The organism is Formosa algae (genome assembly GCF_001439665.1).
In the GTDB taxonomy this organism is placed as follows: Bacteria; Bacteroidota; Bacteroidia; order Flavobacteriales; family Flavobacteriaceae; genus Formosa; species Formosa algae.
Genome location: NZ_LMAK01000007.1, coordinates 130,414 through 148,349, shown reverse-complemented (window position 1 = coordinate 148,349; position 17,936 = coordinate 130,414). Strand labels below are relative to the sequence as shown.

Sequence of the window (17,936 nt, the reverse complement as noted above, 5' to 3'; positions counted from 1 at the left end):
TAAAAATATAAGATTTTGAAAAACACGTTTATTCAAAGTATAGCTGTCTTGTGCCTAATTTTTAGCTTACAAAGTGCAGCACAAGAAGCAAATACACCACTAAATATTATTGTATTTGGCGCTCATCCAGACGATTGTGATAATAAAATGGGAGGAACAGCTGCATTGTTCGCGAAAATGGGACATCATGTAAAGTTTGTTTCAGTTACAAATGGCGATGCTGGACATTATGAAAAAGGTGGAGGTCATCTTGCTAAAATAAGACGCAGTGAAGCTCAAGAAGCTGGGAAACGTTTAGGTATACAATACACTGTTTTAGACAATCATGATGGTGAACTTTTTCCAACTTTAAATGTTAGGCACCAAATAATAAGAGAAATAAGAAATTGGGATGCAGATGTTGTATTAACACATAGACCTGTAGACTATCACCCAGATCATAGATATACTGGTGTGTTAGTACAAGATGCTGCGTATTTGGTAATTGTTCCGAATGTAACACCAGATACGCCTGCATTAAAGAAAAATCCGGTGTTCTTGTATTTACAAGATCATTTTCAGAAACCCAATGTATTTAAAGCAGATATCGCTGTAGATATTACAAGTGTTTTTGAAACTAAAATGGATGGTTTAGATGCTCATCAATCTCAGTTCTACGAATGGCTTCCTTGGACAGAAGGTAAGCTAGATATGGTTCCTGAAGGAGAAAAGGAAAAACGAGCATTTCTGACTAAAATATGGGGACGATCAATTTCTCCAGATGTCAGAAAATCGTTAACAAAATGGTATGGACCAACTAAAGCCAATGCAGCAAAATATGCAGAAGCTTTTGAAATCTGTGAATACGGTAAACAGCCTACAGATGAAGAAATAAAACAACTTTTTCCCATGTTAAACAAATAATATATAGAATAGATATGAAAAAACTAACATTTATAATATGTATGGCAGTGGCTAGTTTTAATGCTTTTGCACAAGATACACCTGAAAAACCGCTAAGAATTATTGCTATTGGTGCACATCCAGACGATTGTGATATGAAATTTGGAGGTACTGCAGCGCTTTATGCACAATTGGGACATAAAGTAAAATTTTTAGCCCTAACTAATGGCGATGCAGGACACCAAAGTATGGGTGGCGGTGTGTTAGGAAAAAGACGTAGAGCAGAAGCTAAAAAGGCTGGCGAGGCTTTAGGTATAGAATACGATGTATTAGATAATCACGATGCAGAGCTTATTCCTAATTTAAATGTAAGGCATCAAGTTATTAGAAAAATTAGAGAATGGGATGCAGATATCGTTTTAGGTTTACGCCCTAACGATTATCATCCAGATCATAGAAATGCAGGTATTGTAGTTCAAGATGCAGCATATTTAGTGATTGTGCCTAATGTAACGCCAGATACTCCAGCTTTAAAGAAGAATCCTATTTTCTTATACATGCAAGATGGATTCCAAAAACCATATCCGTTTTCAAAAGATATTGCTGTGGTTATAGACGGTGTTATGGATAAAAAAGAGAAAGCTTTTGCATCTCACGAATCTCAAGTTTTTGAGTGGATGCCTTGGTTAATGGGAATGACAGAAAGCGATATTCCAACAGGAGAAAAGGAGCGTTTAAGTTGGGTAAATACCACCTATTTAAAAGAAACCAAATTAGATGAAACGGGTAAAGCAACATTAAAAAAATGGTATCCAGAAACCGATGCTTCAAAAGTGAAATATGTCGAGTTTTTTGAGATCTGTGAATATGGCAAACAGCCAACAGACGAAGAAATTAAATACTATTTCCCGATGTTAAACTAAGAAGATGTTCCTAGTTAATCGTTAACCTAATTACAGCACAGATATGAACAACCAAAATACCATTACAAAGAAATATTATCATATAATTATATTGGTAATGCTAGTATTCTTTGTCATTTCATTTATAACAAATATTCTAAACTCTATAATTGTAGACGTAAAACAGAGTTTCGATTTAAGCCTAACTTTAACGGGGTTATTGCCATTTTCATTTTTTATTGCTTATGGAGTTATGTCTATTCCTGCTGGTTTTTTAGCAGAAAAATATGGAGATAAAACCTTGTTGGTCGCTTCGTTTTTTGTCATGATGTTGGCATCTTGTGGGTTTGCACTCAATCCTAGTTACATCACCTTTACAATTACGTTATTTAGTTTAGGGTGTTGTATGGCTGTGTTACAAGTTGTAATAAATCCCATGCTAAGAGTCGCAGGTGGCGAAGAACATTTTGCATTTAATTCTGTTTTAGCTCAACTTGTTTTTGGTTTAGCATCTTTTGCAAGTCCTTACTTATATAAATATTTAGTGAATACTAATGGTAGTGAAACTTCAGATATGGCAAGTACTTTAAGAGCACTTGTTCCAGAACACTTACCATGGGTGTCATTGTATTTTGTGTTTTCTCTAATAGCATCAATCATGCTAATTATTGTCTTTTTTGTAAAATACCCAAAAGTTCAAAAAAACGAAGACGAGAAAGCGGGAGATAAAAATTCGTACTTCAGTCTTTTAAAAGACAAGTGGACACTGTTATACTTTTTAGGAATTTTCTGCTACGTTGGTACAGAACAAGGTATCGGAAATTGGATTTCGCAATTTTTATATGAATACCATGATATAGATCCGCAAGTATTAGGTGCAGATACCGTAGCCTATTTTTGGGCTATGCTAACTGTAGGTTGTCTTTTAGGGTTGCTTTTACTTAAGGTAATGGACAGTCGTAAATTGTTAATCTATGCTACATTAATAACAATAGGTGCTGTCATTTTAGCGGTAACAGGATCTGCCGAAATTGCATTAATTGCATTTCCATTAATTGGATTCTTTATCTCGGTTATGTGGTCTATTATATTCTCTTTAGCACTTAATTCAGTTAAAAGTCATCATGGGTCGTTATCTGGAATTTTATGTACAGGTATTGCTGGAGGTGCAATTGTGCCATTTATCGTGGGATGGATAGGCGAACTTGTTAATCTTAAAACAGGAATGTTTTTCTTGATGATTCCGTTACTATTTATTCTTTCTATAGGATTCTGGGCTAATCCGTTAGTGACCAACAAAACAATTCGATTAAAAAAAGACAGCTAATATGGTAGAAGATGAATATATAGGAATAGACATTGGAGGGACCACAATAAACCTAGGTGTAATTCAGAATAATAGAGTTACGAAAACAGATGCTGTGTTAGTCCGTAAAGACGCCACTAAAGGCGAAACACTACAAAGCTTGTATCAACTTATACGAGAGAATTTAACAAATAGAGTAGTGGGTATAGGCGTTGGAGTTCCAGCGGTGGTCGATCCAGTTAGTGGAATTGTTTATGATGTTCAAAATATAAATGATTGGGATGAAGTAGCCTTAAAAATGCTTCTAGAATTAGAATTTAGTCTTCCTGTTTATATAAATAATGATGCCAACTGTTTTGCACTTGGCGAATTTATGTATGGTGAAAATAATCAATCCAAACAGTTTGTAGGCCTCTCTTTAGGTACCGGATTAGGGATGGGTATTGTTATAGATAATATGCTGTATAATGGCGTGTTATGTGGTGCAGGAGAAATTGGAATGCTGGCTTATAAAGATAGCATTGTAGAGCATTATACAGGTAGTTTTTTCTTTACAAAATATTATAATGTTTCAGCTAAAGATCTTGCTGCGCTTGCAGAAAAAGGTGACGAAAAAGCACTTAAAGCCTTTTACGATTATGGTATACACTTGGCTGAAGCCATAAAAAGCATCTTGTATATGTTCGCACCAGACAAGATTATGTTAGGCGGATCTATAAGTCAGGCTTATCCGTTATTTAAAGAAAGTATGTTAGAGGGATTAAAAAGTTTCGCTTATCAAAAGCAAATAGAAAATTTAATTATAGACGTTTCAAAAACAAAGGGATCTGCGCTACTAGGTGCCGCTTCTTTGTGTCTTCAAAACAAATAAAAACAGACATAAATCATGAGAAATAAAATACTCTTTTTATTAGTAATGTTTATTGCAGTGAGTTGTTCGGCTGAAATAAATAAACAAATACCTATTAAGATTGAAAATAATAAAACGGGAGCACCTATAACTCTAGGGATTCCGTTTCCTAAAGGCGAGCTCTTTTCAATAGATCACGTCAGACTGCTTAATAGTAAAGGGAAAGAAATTGTATGTCAGACCACAGAAGTCACCACATGGGCACCAGCCGATGAGAGTATCAAGTGGATTTGGGTCTTCTTTTTCTCTGACGAACATACAGATTACACCTTAGAATATGGCGATGATATTTATCCAATGGAACCAGAAAGTAAAATTGTATCTGTAAATAATATGAGACCTCAAGGAGGTATTACAGTCAATACGGGGGCATTACAGTTTAATATTAATAAAAAAGGACATGGTTTTTTAGACGAGGTTTTTATTGATAAAAATAATGATAAGTCATTTTCTAGCGACGAATTAATAGCTTCTGCTCCCGAAGATTCTAGAGGAACATTTCTAGATATTTTAGACGATTCTGGAGTAGATTTATCTAAAGCAACCGTAAACGAAGTGTTTAGAGAAATTGGTTCAGGACCATTACATGCTGTATTTAGAGTAGAAGGAACTTATAAGTACAATAAAGACGATAATAATGATTCTCCTTTTTCAATGCGAATTCATGCATACGCAGGGAAAAAATATATAAAAGTATTACACACCCTTACGTATACGGGTGTGCCAGATAAGCACAAGATTCAAAAGGGTGAACATAGTAATATTGCAACACAAAGTGAATTTATTGTTTCTGAAGACACTGCAGATGATAAAGGCTGGACACAACCTAACGATCAGATTTCTGGTTGCGGACTCACATTTAAATATCATTTAGATAAAGAGGTGCAGTTTGCTACGTCTACCAATCAAGACATGCGCCTAGACACAGAAGTGGCATATGATGTTTATACGTCACCATTATCAAATAAAAAAACTGGAATTCTACAAACGGGGCCTAAGCAAAACAAGCAAAATAAAAGTTCAACAGCCACACAAAGAGAAGTTGGGTTTAACACTGAGGTTTTTATAGGAAAAGAAAATGTAGTAAAAGCACAGCGTGCTAAAGGCTGGGTAGACGTTTCAGATAAAACAAAAGGAATTAGTGTGGGTATTAAAAATATGCTTCAAGAATACCCTAAAGAGCTAGAGATAGATCCAAAAACAGGGACACTAAATGCTTATGTATGGCCATCTAGTATTGAGGCCATGAGCTTTGAAAGAAAGAATACAGATTTAGACGGTGGCATGTTAGATAATTTTGCACAAGGAATAACAAAAACCACAGAGTTTATATATTATTTCCATACGTCAGAAACGATTGAGACCATAGAGTTAACTATGGATTATGCCTTAGATCCTCCGGTTGCTCATGCCGCTCCGGAATGGTATACATCTTCTTTGGTGTATGGTAAAATGGCGCCGTTTAGCACTAAACATTCAGAGTTTGAAAATGCATTACAATACAAATACGATTGGATAGCATTTAATCAAGAATGGGAATCTTGGTATAGTATTTTCGATTATGGAGATATTAAAACCTATTACTTTAAAGACGATTGGCACATGTGGACTAATAACGAACCTACGGTAGATTTTAGTTTGTGGACAAACTTTATGAGAACTGGTAATCCGAAATATTACCATATGGCGGAGGCTATGAGTAAGCATACTATGGATGTAGATAATATTCATTGGCCAAAAAAACGCACTTATGTTGGTGAAATTAACGATGCAATAGATTTTTGGAATTATGAAAATGAACCAGAATCTACCCCGTATTTGGGTATAGGTCGCCGCCATGGAGACGAACATTGGTCTGCGTTATTAAGTGCGCATGTTTGGATTCAGGGTTGGATTGCAGCCTATTATATTACAGGAGATCAGAGAGCTCTTGAGGTCGCAAAAATGACAGGAGATACGTATTTAAATAGAATTTGGGGAGATCATGATTTAAGAGGTAGACGTTTGTATTTATCTATTCTTAATTTGGTTGAATTATATGATGCGACTAAGCTTGAAAAATATAAAACAGAAATAGACGAGCGTATAAAACTTATGCTCGAGCTACAAAAAGCACAGGGAGGAAATTTATTGCTAGACCGCTACGGATATTCACAAACCTATGTGGCACAAGGACTGTATAAATACTATCAGTTAACAGGTCGTGAGGATATTAAAAAAGCATTAATAGATCATGCGAGATGGGTTAAAAATATACCACCTTTAAACCATCAAATGGAATCGTATTTAGCTACAATTTACCCTTTACTTATCGGTTACGATTTAAGCGGAAATCCGTCCTTTTTAACAGAAGCAAAATCTAGGGCAGAGATACTAAAAGTATCTAAGCTTCCCATCAAAATTGATAAAAACACAACTCAAAAAGCTTACAGTGAAGCCCTATTAAAAATATCTAAATTACCAAAAGACGAAAAAGACCGCATTGCTATTTGGGATTTAAACCAAGGCTTAAGAGTTTTTGGGTGGACACACGCAAACAACATTCCATATTTATTGTATTGGTTAGGTAATTTAGAACCAGAAAAAGCCAAATAAAATTTGAATTAGTCTAACCTATTTAAAAATTATTTGTGTTAATGAGTAAAACGGATTTGGTTAGTGTTTCATATCAATTTTGCTTTAGTAAGATAAGGGCTTCCAGGACACTGGAGGCCTTTATTTTTATATTTCCTTTTGAATTAGCTCCTTTTTCAATAACGTCTATTAAAGATGTTAAGAAAGTCTTTTATAGAAATACAAAACATATTAAAACTTTCATTATTTTTATGAAACCTCATATCTTGTAAATGTATGGTGTCTGCTAAAAACCATACAGTAATGTATTTACAATATTGAAGTGTAATAATTTACATCATGAATATTTTATATATACACGGATTAAACGGAAGTTTGAGTCCAGAAAAAAGATTAGTTTTAGAAGCATACGGACACGTTTTTGCACCCTCTATAGATTACGAAAATGCATCCCATAGCATATCAGATATCATTAATGTATATCAAGATAAAACTGTTAATATCGTTATGGGCAGTAGTATGGGGGGGGGCGCAGGGTATTATGTTTCTAATCACTTTCAATGCCCAGCGTTACTTTTTAATCCTGCCTTAGCAAAACGTCCGGTTGTACAACATATTACAGACATAGAATACAAAACAAGTCCTATAAAACAATTTGTTTTAGGTAGCGAAGATACTGTTGTATTTGCTAAAGATACACTACAGTTTCTAGCCAGTACCATACCATTTCATCCTAATTATTACATACATTTGCGTAACCATTTAGCACACCGTATTCCTTTAGCAGTTTTTAAAGCAGAGGTTGAGGTGTTTTTTGATACTCTAGATCGTGTTAATAATAATTAAAATTTATTTCAGAACTTAAAATTAATATCGAGTTTAGGTTCTTAAGATTTAGAAAAAGGAGGAATTAATGGAGTATTTAGTTTAGAATACAATAACATAAAAAAAGGATTCTGAACTGAAAAATTATAGAATGTCATGCGTAAAATATTACAAATCATAAATAAAAATCTAGGACCAGATGGATTTTCAGATCAGGAATTTAAAGGATCGGTTTATTTCCAAGGTGAAAATGGTTTAGATATAGATAAAAGTGAGTACATTAGGTTATTAGATTACTTTAATAATGCCCTTAAAACCTCTGGGGGCTCAGTGACGCCAAACGATGATTTATTGGTGGTTTTTAAACATGAATTGTCTAAAATTAAGGACGTAAATTCAGTAAAAACAGAAAGTAATTATTACCGGTCTACAATTATTTTAGATTCGGGTTTAATGGCTTTGTGTCATGAAGAAAACTCAGCGGTTAGTAAAGCTGTAGATTTAATATTGTCGTTTTCATGGGATACTATAGACGCTGTAGAATTAATGGAAAACACTAGTGAAGACGTGTTTCATTTTTTTAGATTTCACGTAAAAAACCATTCAGGTCACCACGATATAAATATTAACAGATTTGGTACAGATAGTTTAAGCGCTTCACAAAAGATATTAACCATGTTAATGGAAATTATTGAATATAAAAACACTACCATTAATCAGCATGCAGAACTACAATCAAAAATCGAAAAATTATTTAATGAAGAAGACTATGAAGCAGGAGTAGAAGCCTTAGATGAGTTTCGTAAATTTTATAATATAAATGATTTAGATTTAGACGATTCCTCTTTTTATTTTTTCAATAAAACCTTCGGCTTGCGCAGTATGGGACGCTTGGATGAGGCCTTAGTTACTATTGATGAATATATTAAATTATACGAAGAGCGCGGAGAAATAGAATCGTATACTTACGAGTTAAAAGGAGAACTTTTATTTAAACAAAAAAAGTATGTTCCGGCTATAAATTGCTTCGCTATCAGTGAAGAAAATTATGAAAATCAGGGTTATAAAAAAGGGGTAAAAGCCAAGAAAGAAGAAGTATATGCTAAGCTTAAAAAGAAATTTTTAAAAGTACCTTATACCGAAAGACAATTGGTTTTTGTTACCGAAGATATCTATGCTACACGGTTAAACAATCTTGTGGTTTTAAAGAAAAATAGTTTACCTAGTCATATTAAATTTTTAGAAGGCCATCCGTTATGTAATGAAGTTTATATTGGGCATCCACATAAACAAGATTTCTATTTACCATTAAGAAGTTATACCGAAATTTTATTTTTAGAACGCGTAGAAGAATTTGTGTATTTGCTTCAAGGTTTAGGGGCAACACATTTAAAAGCATCTAAAGGTCCTAATAATGAAGTCGATTTAAAAATAGAAAAAGAACAAGACTTTAATCCTACACAAGCGCCATATATACCCAATAGTTTGGTGTGGTACCATTCAGAAGTTAATTGGCAACAGTTGGTCGATGAACGTATAAATAAAAGTGTTGTTACATATTCCGAGATTATTTCTAGCCTACAAACAGCTCAACTGTCGTCTCAGAATATTACAGATCTTAATGCCGAATTAAAACACTTATTACCAAAAGCAGGCGTAAAAGTTAGTAAAAAACATACGTTTTCTAAAGCAGATTTTAAGGTGTTGGAATGGATGTTTAAAGTCGATTTTGAAGATTCAAGTAAACTACCAGAACCTCCAAATAGTGAAGCTCAGAGTGGCTTATCTCATTCAGATTCACAATCAGACGTGTATCAATTAAATCTTGAAAAGTACGAAGAAGAGGTTTTGTTCATGATTGAAGATGATGGTAAAATAGATGTGTCGGAACGTAAAATTTTAAATAGAAAGATTAAAAAACTAGGCCTTACTAAAGCAGATGCCTTAGCGATAGAAGATAAAGTGTTAGTCTCCAATTATTCTGAAAACGAAAAGCAATATATTGAAGAATTAAAAGACATGGTCGAGGATGGTAAAATATCTGAAAAAGAACGTAAAATTCTAAATAGATATGCTTTAAAATTTAACGTGAGTCCAAAAACACAAAAAGAAATAGATGCTAAGTTTATAGATTTATAAATAGCAAAGCAGACTCTTTTTTACGTCCTCATTTTAATGCAATGTTTATTTTATACTTATTTAGCAATACGTAATGCTTCTCCAAAAGCACTATCAAAAGCACTGTTTTCAACAGCTTTAGCAGCTTTTTCTATATCGTATTCAGCACGTTTAAAAGTGACTTTAAGATGTTCTGAGTTTGGCGATGTCTCTTGGTTTAGTTCTACAATGGCATAACAAATTCTAGGATCACCATCTTTAGGTTTTCCTACAGAACCTATATTTATTACATGTTTATAAGTGTCTCCGTCTGTAATTACTCTGTGAAACGGTTTGTGTGTATGGCCACATAAAAGCACATCGGCCTCTTGGTTATGTAACATGTCTAACACCTCGTGTTCCGGATAATCTATCACCATATAATCATTAATAGCTTTTACACTTCCGTGTGTCATTAAAAGTGAAAAAGGTTTATTTTGTGTATTAAAAGACAATTTTAAATGTCTGGGTAAATTAATTAAATACGCTCTATTTTCTGCTGTTATTAGCGTTCTGGTTAAACCTTTGTTAGACGGTGTTTCTTCTTTTACAAACGGTTTTAATAAGGCTTCATCATGATTCCCCATAATGGTAGGAATACACCTTTTTCTAATTTCATTTACCACTTCATTAGGCCAAACATTATAACCTACTAAATCTCCTAAACAATATATAGCATCAACTTGTTCTGCTTCGGTGTCCTTAAAAAAAGATTCAAGTGCTGGTAAATTTGCATGTATGTCTGAAAAGAAAGCGATTTTCATGAGAATTATAGGTTTAATTTTTTAAATCAATTATCAGTATTCAAAAATAAAAGTATCAGCGAATTAAAGCCTATAAATCTCATTATATTTTAACCTCATACATTAAATAATGAAAAAAATATTGAGTTATGAACGTAAGTTCATTATCTTTGTATCAAATTAATATAAGATGCCACGCCCTAGAAAAAAAAGAAAAGTGAACCATCCGCCACAGATGCAAGGATTTAAACCTTTTGGGATTTCATTTTGTGATTCGGAACATATCATCATGAAATATGAAGAGTATGAAACTATTAAATTAGTGATCTACGATGATCTTTCTCAAGATGTTGCAGCCGATAATATGGAAGTATCCAGACCCACATTAACTCGAATTTACAATAGTGCATTAAAAAAAATAGGTCAAGCTTTTGTAGAGGGAAAATCTATAATTATTGATGGAGGCGAGTTTGAGTTTGATAAAGATTGGTTTAAATGCAAGCGCTGTTTTAAATTAATTGATGGTGAAGAAAACACGTTTGAATGTGGAGATTGTCCGCCGTCTGATGAAGAAGAATTAATAAACTTAAATCAGTAGTTATGCCGAATTTTGATCATACAGGTCCTGAAGGACTCGGGCCAAGAACGGGAATGATGTTTGGTAAATGTAGAAAGACGTCTGCAAATACGGAAGTATCAGAATCCCAAAGACCGTATTGTAATGGGAGAAGAAAAAAAATGAAAGGTGATAAAGTAGAACGATTAAAATTTAAAAAATGAGAAAAATAGCTATCCCTATTACGCGAGACAACCAAATTGAAAGTCATTTTGGACGTAGTAAGTTTTACGAAATTTATTTATTTTCTAGTAACAATGAAATTTTAGATATTCAGTTGTTAGAGACGCAGCATAAACGGGCTTGTAAATCAGATATTTTTAACGAATTGGCTAGTAAAGGCGTGAGTTGTTTATTGTCTGAGAATATTGGAGATAAGGCATATCATAAATTTAATGAAGCAGGCATACAAGTTATTCGTGGGTGTTCCGGAGATTCATCAGATGTGATTTTAAAATATGTAGAAAACCAAATTTCAGATAGAGGTTCAAACTGTGTTAAACCTCACAAGTCACATTCAAATCATTCCTGTCATAATTAATACAACGGCATACATTTAGGTGTTTACAAATTATGTAAAGTTAAGTGGTGTTGAATAAAAATATAAATATATGAGTATTACCCATACTAAAATGATACAAGGCGAACGCGTTAAGCTCCCCACAAAATACGGTCATTTTGAGCTTATTCCGTTTCAAGAAAAAATAAATGGTGTAGAGCATATTGTACTTATTAAAGGCGATCTAACTTCGGTAAGTGCACCTTTGGTTCGTATTCATTCTTCTTGTGCTACTGGCGATATATTTGGATCTCTAAGATGCGATTGTGGAGCACAGCTTGCTCAAGCCATGAAAACTATAGAAGCAGAAGGCTGTGGCGTAATAGTGTATTTACAACAAGAGGGTAGAGGTATAGGTCTCATGAATAAAATGGAAGCCTATAAACTACAAGAAGAGGGATTAGATACCATTGAAGCGAATATTAAATTAGGTTTTGCTGCAGATGAAAGAGATTATGGAATTGCTGTGGAAATTTTAAAAGCATTAGGTGTGAACTCCTTAAAATTAATGACAAATAATCCCGATAAAATATTAGGGTTAGAACATTACGGTATACAAGTTGAAGATCGCGTACCAGTAATTATACCGTCTAATATATTTAATAAACAGTATTTAGAAACTAAGGAACACGATATGGGCCATTTGCTTAGAGAAGATCAATCTGTAAACATGTGTAGTCATGATCACTGATGCATTCGAGTTAAGACCGCGATACGGAGAAGTAGATCAAATGGGATATGTGTATCATGCAAATTATGTTTCATATTGTCATCAAGCAAGAAATGAATTGCTGAGAAAATTAGGTGTAGATGAAATTATATTAGAACAAAATAAAATAATATTGCCTGTTATTTCATTTGAAATTAATTATAAAAAACCAGCTCATTTTGATGAACTCATTTCCATAAAAACTATAATAAGAGAATTACCAAAAGTAAGATTTGCTTTTGAATTTGAAATTAGTAATGCTGATAATACTATGTTATGTAAGGCAAAGTCTACAGTTGTTTTTGTAGATAGCCATACTCGATTACCAAAAGCCATTCCTAGTTATATAGAAAACAAACTTAAATCTCAGTTTAAAACAGAATTAATAAACTAAAAAAGTCTATAATCGAAGATTTTAATACAAAACAACATAAATTGTAAAATAAAACGGTGACTTATATGAAAATTATACTTCATATTGTGGCACGTTTTCTATTTTTGTTGCTTTTTTATACTGTTTTAAATATTCAAAACATAAACCATAACAAAACCATTTAATTTTTACTGCGCATATGTCAGTAAAATAATTTTGTAAGTGCATAACGTTCTCACGAACGTTTTAAATTAAACCCTATGACTAATAACATACTTCTTGAGAATCAATATAAAAGAACAAGCTTATTTGAAAAAGAAAATGTGAACTATTTAGTTCGTGTTTTAAAACGATTTAATACCGTACCAAAAATTAATAATATAAATATAATCACTTCGACTAAGGAGCCAGATGTATTTAAAATTATACCTAATAAGGCCATTATAATTGGAACGTCATTTTTAAATAAACCTGTTTTAGCGTTGGTGTATTTAAGATATGGAATAGAGTGGCAATTATGGTACAAAGCTTTAGGAGAAAATAAAGACGATACTTTATTATGCGATGTTGCTGCACTAAAAGTTACACAAATATTTTATAAATTATTACCAAAAGATGATAAAGAGAAGTTAGAACCTTTAAACTTTACGCTACTAGATTTTATTAAAAGTGAAGCTGGGGTTGATATCGATGCTATTACAAAATATAAAGAACTACAAGCAATACATGGTATCGATAATACAAATTCAGAATTTAAAGAATCTTGGAAGCCTATTGTAGAAAATCTTGCTATGCCAACAGAATATTTATTAATGTCTGGTGGAGATTTAAGATTGAATATTGATGAAGTTGGGTTATTAAATAAATATGGTTGTCGTCCATTTCCAAGACCTGAAGCCTTTACATTTGCGTCGTCTACAGCAACAAGCGTCTCTAATTTTGCTTTCGATAAAACAGATAAAGTTAGAAACATTCTTATTGGGAATAGCTTAAAATATGGTTTTGAAAAAACTACCATTGATTTTTCAGAATTGCTAAAAACGAATCTTAGAAAAATATTTAAATTATATGATGGTTGCGAAATTATTTTCTCGCCATCGGGAACAGATTCTTCACTTCAATTAGCCGGAATTACACAAATTACGACTGATAAAGAAATTACACATGTCTTAGTGGCATCAGACGAAACAGGAAGTGGTGTGCCAGGCGCTTTAAAAGGGTGTCATTTTGAAAATACTACGGCTTTAAATCATCCTATTAAAAAGGGAGATTCTATTGAAGGATTTAGAGATGTAGATGTGATTAAAATTACATTTAGAGATGAAAATGGCGCATTAAAGTCTACTGAAGTTTTAGATGAAGAAGTGTATAAAGCGGTTTCAGAAACACATAAATTAGGCAGACACGTAGTATTACACACTATGGATCAGTCTAAATTAGGATATCAGTCACCAAGTGACGATTTGATTCAGAGACTAAACACGCTTGAAGATTTGTCTATGCAAATTATTGTAGATGGTTCGCAATTAAGACTAGATCCTAAAGACGTTAAAAACTACTTAAATAAAGGCTATATAGTAACCATTACAGGAAGTAAATACTTTACAGGACCTCCATATTCTGGAGCATTAATTTTTCCTAAAGATGTGAGCGATGCTATACATGCAGTAAAAACAAAACTGCCAGTAGGACTAACTCAATATTATAATCATTCAGACTGGCCAACATCTTGGTATTGTGCAGAAGATTTACCAAGCGGCTTCAATTATGGGTCGTATATGCGTTGGAATGCTGCCATGGTAGAAATGGATAGATATTTTAAAACGCCTGTACTTTATAGAAATATGGGAATTGAAATGTTCTGTAATTTTGTTGAAGACTCTATAAAAGAAGCAAGCTTTTTACAACCTATTTATGGTAACGAATCTAAATCTAAAAGCTACGATAATGAAGAGTTTGGAATTAGAAATATTCGCACAATCTTTCCATTTTTCGTTTTAAAAGACAACGAAGCTTTACCTATTGATAAGGTTAAAAAATTATATACTTTATTAAATTCAGATTTATCTGAACAGTTTAAAGATTCTCCGTTAGAAACGATTGGACTTGCCGCTCAAAAATGTCATATTGGTCAAGCTGTAAATGTAAAATATGCAAATAATATTCCGAGTGCCATTTTGAGAATTAGTTTAGGAGCACGTGTAATTTCTGAAAGTTGGGTGAATAGAGATATTAGCTTATACTTTAGAAATATTGAGCTACAAATGAGCCAAATCACTGTTATAATCAAGAAAATTGAATTAATCTTAAGTCAGCCACAATTGTTAGACTAATAAGCCGCTTCAATTTATAAACAGAGAGACTTAAAATAAAACCTCAATGACGAATCTGAAATTTACAGATTAGTCATTGAGGTTTCTTTATTACATTACTGTTGAGCCTTGTTAGATTTGGCCTTAGAAAATTTCCAAATTATAGCAACAATGGCAATACAAGGAACAATTAACCAGCCCCAAGCTCCAATTAAAGTGTCATGAGTATGATGTCCTCCTGGATGAGCTAATGCTATTTGTGAGCTTAATACGATAAATAAAATTGAGCTTAATTTTTTCATAGTGTTCGAGTTTTTAAGAATTAGAATTGATTTTATTTAAAACCTGATATGGTGACAGATTGGTTTCTTTTGCCAATCTCAGCACATCATCAAATTCAGGTTTAATTTTAATATGTTGCGATGGTGTGGTACTTTCTTTAACCAAAACATCTCCTAAAGAAGTCTGTTTTGTGTGTTGCACTCTTGGTAATTCTATGCGCTCTATGTTATAAAAGCGGACACCAATGGTACTTGTGTTATTAAAAATATAATTAGAAACCGACGTTAAATTGGTTTTGGTGAGTGTAACACTTAGTAAAAAAGCAAACCGACCTTTTTTCATGAGTTGTTGGGTGATGCTAAAATCTAAAGCGCCAGAAGCTAACAAGCCGTCTTGAAAATGATTGCCTAAATATTCAGGAGACATATCGTCTATAGAAGCTTCCAATTGTATGTAAAGATCTTTATCTGTTTTAGCATGAACTTCTAATAAAGAAACACGGACCACATTAGCATTATGGAACTCCTTTTTTCCAGGACCATAGGCTGTTTTTTTAGTGGTGTATGCGGTGCTTTTAAAATCTGGATTTAAATATCTTAAAATTGCAGCACCCGTAGGTGTAATTTTTTCACCTTCTTCAGTTCCAGGATATATAGGCATACCTTGTAACAATTCGGCAGTTGCTGGAGCCGGAACGGGTAACATGCCATGTTGTGTTTTTACAATTCCAAAGCCGGTACAAATAGGTGTACAATAGACTTTAGAAATGTTTAATTTGTCAATTAGAACTGCATTTCCTACAATGTCTATAATAGAATCTACACCACTTATTTCATGAAAATGGATCGTTTCCAACGGCATATCATGGATCTTAGATTCTGCTTCTCCAATCATTAAAAAAATCTCATGTGCAATTTTTTTAGCATTATCACTTATATGCGCATGGTCTATAATCTTTTGGATGTCGCTTAAATGACGATGTGCCCCATGATGATGGTCGTGAGTATGTTCATGAGTATCATCATGACTGTGAGTATGCGAATGTGTGTGACTATGATCGTGACTATGTGAATGTTCGTGGTCGTGATGCTCATGGTCTTGATCTGCTTCTTTTCCAAGATTGAGATCTATAACTTCAACATATTTACAATTAATACCATTTTTATCGACTTGTTTAACTTCTATTTTACCATCGGGTAAATGTAGTTTTTGAGGTAAATCTTTTAACAGTTCGTAATCGCCAAGTAATTCGCTAAATGCACTAAGAAACATATTTCCCGATGCTCCTGAAAAAGCTTCTATATATATTGTATTCATTATTTTTCTATTAGTTTCAACATTCTAAAAGCACCTAATGCTGCGCCGTAACCATTATCTATATTCACCACAGTAATTCCGTTTGCACAACTTGTAAGCATAGCATGTAAGGCTGTTTCTCCGTGTTTTGCACTACCATAACCTACAGAAGTTGGTACAGCGATAATGGGTTGGGGTAATAATCCGCCCATTACCGTTGGTAAAGCCCCTTCAAAACCAGCCACTACAATTAAAATATCGAAGGTTTTTAAGTCTTCTAGTTTATTTAATAAACGGTGTAAACCTGCCACACCTACATCGTGAATTACACGAGAATTAACACCTAAATATTCTAGAGTGTAATAGGCTTCGTTGGCTACTCCAATATCCGAGCTTCCTGCAGAAACAATACCAATTTTGGTTTCGTGTGCTTCAACTTTATTGATAGGATACAGCATAAATATACCCGATTCTTCATCGTAGAATGCTGTTTTATACACATTCAGAAGTACTGTAGCTTTATCTTGTTGTAGTTTAGTAATTAATACATTTTTATTTTTTTCAGAATAGTCTTTTACTAATTCTGAGAGCAAGGTTACACTTTTTGAAGCGCCGTAAATTACTTCTTCAAAGCCTAAACGTTGCTTTCTGTCTTCATCTATAATAAAGGTTTTATCCATGTAATACACGATTTAATTTTCCTGAAACAAAACCTTCTTGGTCTATAAGGACTTTAGAAAAGCCCAAGTCTTGAATGTCTTTAGAAATAAGGTCGAATTGATTTTTTAATGATTGAATGTCGGAAACAGGAACTTCTATAGAAGCTTCTTCTCCAAGATGTCTTACACGCACGTTGTTAAACCCAAATTGGTTAAGAATATATTCAGCTTGTTCAATTTGGTTTAATCGTATGCTGTTTACTGCCGTACCATAAGGTATTCTAGAACTTAAGCATGGGCTTGGTGGTTTCGCTGCCGTTTCTAAATGCAATTCACTAGCCATGGCAATGACATCTTTTTTATTTATACCTAATTCTGCTAAAGGTGAACGTATGTCATGATTTTTTGCAGCTTCTAAACCTGGACGATAATCGCCTAAATCGTCTAAATTAGTACCATTTAATATGGTGTATTCCGGATATTCAGCTTTAATAATATCTATCATGGCTTCATACAAATGTGTTTTGCAGAAAAAGCAACGATTTGCAGGATTAGCGGTGTAATTGGGGTCGTTTAATTCGTCTGTTTTAATGACTTTTAAAGTAATATCGTGTTTCTGGCAAAATTTTACTGCAATTTCAAAATCCTTAGATTTTAAACTTTCCGAATTAGAAATTAAACCAATCGCTTGCTCACCAAGTGCTAATTTTGATACATACAAGACTAGTGAAGAGTCTACACCACCAGAAAATGCAGTAACCGTTCCTTTATGCTCTTTAAACCAGTTTATAAGTAATGGTAATTTAGACATAAGTTTGTGTTTTATTCTGA

General features: G+C 33.3%; 18 protein-coding genes. 13 read left to right on the top strand and 5 right to left on the bottom strand.

Features of this window, described 5'->3' with window-relative positions; genetic code table 11:
• The first annotated feature begins 15 nt into the window (after positions 1-15).
• The 7 genes from AST99_RS02680 (at position 16) to AST99_RS02645 (ending at position 9,538) form a co-directional block, all read left to right on the top strand.
• Positions 16-903 (top strand): PIG-L deacetylase family protein, encoded by an 888-nt coding sequence (locus AST99_RS02680; RefSeq protein WP_057778852.1) that lies wholly within the window; start codon positions 16-18, stop codon positions 901-903.
• A gap of 14 nt (positions 904-917) precedes the next feature.
• Positions 918-1,805, top strand: a complete 888-nt coding sequence (locus tag AST99_RS02675) for a PIG-L deacetylase family protein (RefSeq protein ID WP_057778850.1) — start codon at positions 918-920, stop codon at positions 1,803-1,805.
• 43 nt (positions 1,806-1,848) lie between these two features.
• Positions 1,849-3,111 carry an MFS transporter gene (locus AST99_RS02670; protein ID WP_057778848.1) on the top strand — a complete coding sequence of 421 codons (1,263 nt, stop codon included), beginning with the start codon at positions 1,849-1,851 and terminating at the stop codon, positions 3,109-3,111.
• A 1-nt stretch (position 3,112) separates the two neighbouring features.
• On the top strand, positions 3,113-3,961 hold the full coding sequence (locus AST99_RS02665) for an ROK family protein (RefSeq protein WP_057778846.1): 849 nt from the start codon (positions 3,113-3,115) through the stop codon (positions 3,959-3,961).
• Between the two features lie 15 nt (positions 3,962-3,976).
• The gene (locus AST99_RS02660) at positions 3,977-6,595 is read left to right on the top strand and encodes an exo-rhamnogalacturonan lyase family protein (protein WP_057778844.1); all 2,619 of its coding nucleotides are present in this window, start codon (positions 3,977-3,979) and stop codon (positions 6,593-6,595) included.
• A gap of 318 nt (positions 6,596-6,913) precedes the next feature.
• Entirely contained in the window at positions 6,914-7,420 is a 507-nt protein-coding gene (locus AST99_RS02650) for a YqiA/YcfP family alpha/beta fold hydrolase (protein WP_057778840.1), read from the top strand.
• 135 nt (positions 7,421-7,555) lie between these two features.
• Positions 7,556-9,538: a tetratricopeptide repeat protein gene (locus tag AST99_RS02645; RefSeq protein ID WP_057778838.1), complete on the top strand. Its 1,983-nt coding sequence runs from the start codon at positions 7,556-7,558 to the stop codon at positions 9,536-9,538.
• A gap of 56 nt (positions 9,539-9,594) precedes the next feature.
• Here AST99_RS02645 and AST99_RS02640 read toward each other — a convergent pair whose 3' ends face one another.
• Complete coding sequence (locus AST99_RS02640; RefSeq protein ID WP_057778836.1) at positions 9,595-10,320, bottom strand: metallophosphoesterase family protein; 726 nt, start codon at positions 10,318-10,320, stop codon at positions 9,595-9,597.
• Positions 10,321-10,489: 169 nt separating this feature from the next.
• On the opposite strand from AST99_RS02640, the gene AST99_RS02635 reads away from it, so the two are divergent.
• The 6 genes from AST99_RS02635 (at position 10,490) to AST99_RS02610 (ending at position 14,889) form a co-directional block, all read left to right on the top strand.
• Positions 10,490-10,897: a DUF134 domain-containing protein gene (locus tag AST99_RS02635; protein WP_057778834.1), complete on the top strand. Its 408-nt coding sequence runs from the start codon at positions 10,490-10,492 to the stop codon at positions 10,895-10,897.
• Between the two features lie 2 nt (positions 10,898-10,899).
• Positions 10,900-11,079 (top strand): DUF5320 domain-containing protein, encoded by a 180-nt coding sequence (locus AST99_RS02630; RefSeq protein ID WP_057778832.1) that lies wholly within the window; start codon positions 10,900-10,902, stop codon positions 11,077-11,079.
• Positions 11,076-11,456: a NifB/NifX family molybdenum-iron cluster-binding protein gene (locus AST99_RS02625; protein WP_057778829.1), complete on the top strand. Its 381-nt coding sequence runs from the start codon at positions 11,076-11,078 to the stop codon at positions 11,454-11,456. Before AST99_RS02630 ends, AST99_RS02625 begins: the two co-directional genes overlap by 4 nt.
• Before the next feature lie 70 nt (positions 11,457-11,526).
• Positions 11,527-12,165 (top strand): GTP cyclohydrolase II, encoded by a 639-nt coding sequence (ribA, locus tag AST99_RS02620; protein WP_057778827.1) that lies wholly within the window; start codon positions 11,527-11,529, stop codon positions 12,163-12,165.
• Positions 12,155-12,577 (top strand): acyl-CoA thioesterase, encoded by a 423-nt coding sequence (locus tag AST99_RS02615; RefSeq protein WP_057778825.1) that lies wholly within the window; start codon positions 12,155-12,157, stop codon positions 12,575-12,577. Before ribA ends, AST99_RS02615 begins: the two co-directional genes overlap by 11 nt.
• 239 nt (positions 12,578-12,816) lie before the next feature.
• Positions 12,817-14,889, top strand: a complete 2,073-nt coding sequence (locus tag AST99_RS02610; RefSeq protein WP_057778823.1) for a hypothetical protein — start codon at positions 12,817-12,819, stop codon at positions 14,887-14,889.
• A 95-nt stretch (positions 14,890-14,984) separates the two neighbouring features.
• Here AST99_RS02610 and AST99_RS02605 read toward each other — a convergent pair whose 3' ends face one another.
• The 4 genes from AST99_RS02605 to larE are packed head-to-tail and all read right to left on the bottom strand — an operon-like array spanning position 14,985 to position 17,916.
• Positions 14,985-15,170: a hypothetical protein gene (locus tag AST99_RS02605; RefSeq protein WP_057778821.1), complete on the bottom strand. Its 186-nt coding sequence runs from the start codon at positions 15,168-15,170 to the stop codon at positions 14,985-14,987.
• A 13-nt stretch (positions 15,171-15,183) separates the two neighbouring features.
• Positions 15,184-16,467: a nickel pincer cofactor biosynthesis protein LarC gene (larC, locus tag AST99_RS02600; RefSeq protein ID WP_057778819.1), complete on the bottom strand. Its 1,284-nt coding sequence runs from the start codon at positions 16,465-16,467 to the stop codon at positions 15,184-15,186.
• Positions 16,467-17,126, bottom strand: a complete 660-nt coding sequence (gene larB, locus AST99_RS02595; RefSeq protein ID WP_057778817.1) for a nickel pincer cofactor biosynthesis protein LarB — start codon at positions 17,124-17,126, stop codon at positions 16,467-16,469. The genes larC and larB overlap by 1 nt, the downstream gene beginning before the upstream one ends.
• Positions 17,119-17,916: an ATP-dependent sacrificial sulfur transferase LarE gene (larE, locus tag AST99_RS02590; protein WP_057778922.1), complete on the bottom strand. Its 798-nt coding sequence runs from the start codon at positions 17,914-17,916 to the stop codon at positions 17,119-17,121. Before larE ends, larB begins: the two co-directional genes overlap by 8 nt.
• Between the last annotated feature and the right edge of the window lie 20 nt (positions 17,917-17,936).

Coding starts and splice junctions, on each gene's coding strand:
- larC (WP_057778819.1), bottom strand. CDS start 16,467: ATGAATACAATATATATAGAAGCTTTTTCAGGAGCATCGGGAAATATG.
- AST99_RS02650 (WP_057778840.1), top strand. CDS start 6,914: ATGAATATTTTATATATACACGGATTAAACGGAAGTTTGAGTCCAGAA.
- AST99_RS02670 (WP_057778848.1), top strand. CDS start 1,849: ATGAACAACCAAAATACCATTACAAAGAAATATTATCATATAATTATA.
- AST99_RS02675 (WP_057778850.1), top strand. CDS start 918: ATGAAAAAACTAACATTTATAATATGTATGGCAGTGGCTAGTTTTAAT.
- AST99_RS02640 (WP_057778836.1), bottom strand. CDS start 10,320: ATGAAAATCGCTTTCTTTTCAGACATACATGCAAATTTACCAGCACTT.
- AST99_RS02660 (WP_057778844.1), top strand. CDS start 3,977: ATGAGAAATAAAATACTCTTTTTATTAGTAATGTTTATTGCAGTGAGT.
- AST99_RS02630 (WP_057778832.1), top strand. CDS start 10,900: ATGCCGAATTTTGATCATACAGGTCCTGAAGGACTCGGGCCAAGAACG.
- AST99_RS02625 (WP_057778829.1), top strand. CDS start 11,076: ATGAGAAAAATAGCTATCCCTATTACGCGAGACAACCAAATTGAAAGT.
- larB (WP_057778817.1), bottom strand. CDS start 17,126: ATGGATAAAACCTTTATTATAGATGAAGACAGAAAGCAACGTTTAGGC.
- AST99_RS02665 (WP_057778846.1), top strand. CDS start 3,113: ATGGTAGAAGATGAATATATAGGAATAGACATTGGAGGGACCACAATA.
- AST99_RS02645 (WP_057778838.1), top strand. CDS start 7,556: ATGCGTAAAATATTACAAATCATAAATAAAAATCTAGGACCAGATGGA.
- AST99_RS02615 (WP_057778825.1), top strand. CDS start 12,155: ATGATCACTGATGCATTCGAGTTAAGACCGCGATACGGAGAAGTAGAT.
- ribA (WP_057778827.1), top strand. CDS start 11,527: ATGAGTATTACCCATACTAAAATGATACAAGGCGAACGCGTTAAGCTC.
- AST99_RS02605 (WP_057778821.1), bottom strand. CDS start 15,170: ATGAAAAAATTAAGCTCAATTTTATTTATCGTATTAAGCTCACAAATA.
- AST99_RS02610 (WP_057778823.1), top strand. CDS start 12,817: ATGACTAATAACATACTTCTTGAGAATCAATATAAAAGAACAAGCTTA.
- AST99_RS02635 (WP_057778834.1), top strand. CDS start 10,490: ATGCCACGCCCTAGAAAAAAAAGAAAAGTGAACCATCCGCCACAGATG.
- larE (WP_057778922.1), bottom strand. CDS start 17,916: ATGTCTAAATTACCATTACTTATAAACTGGTTTAAAGAGCATAAAGGA.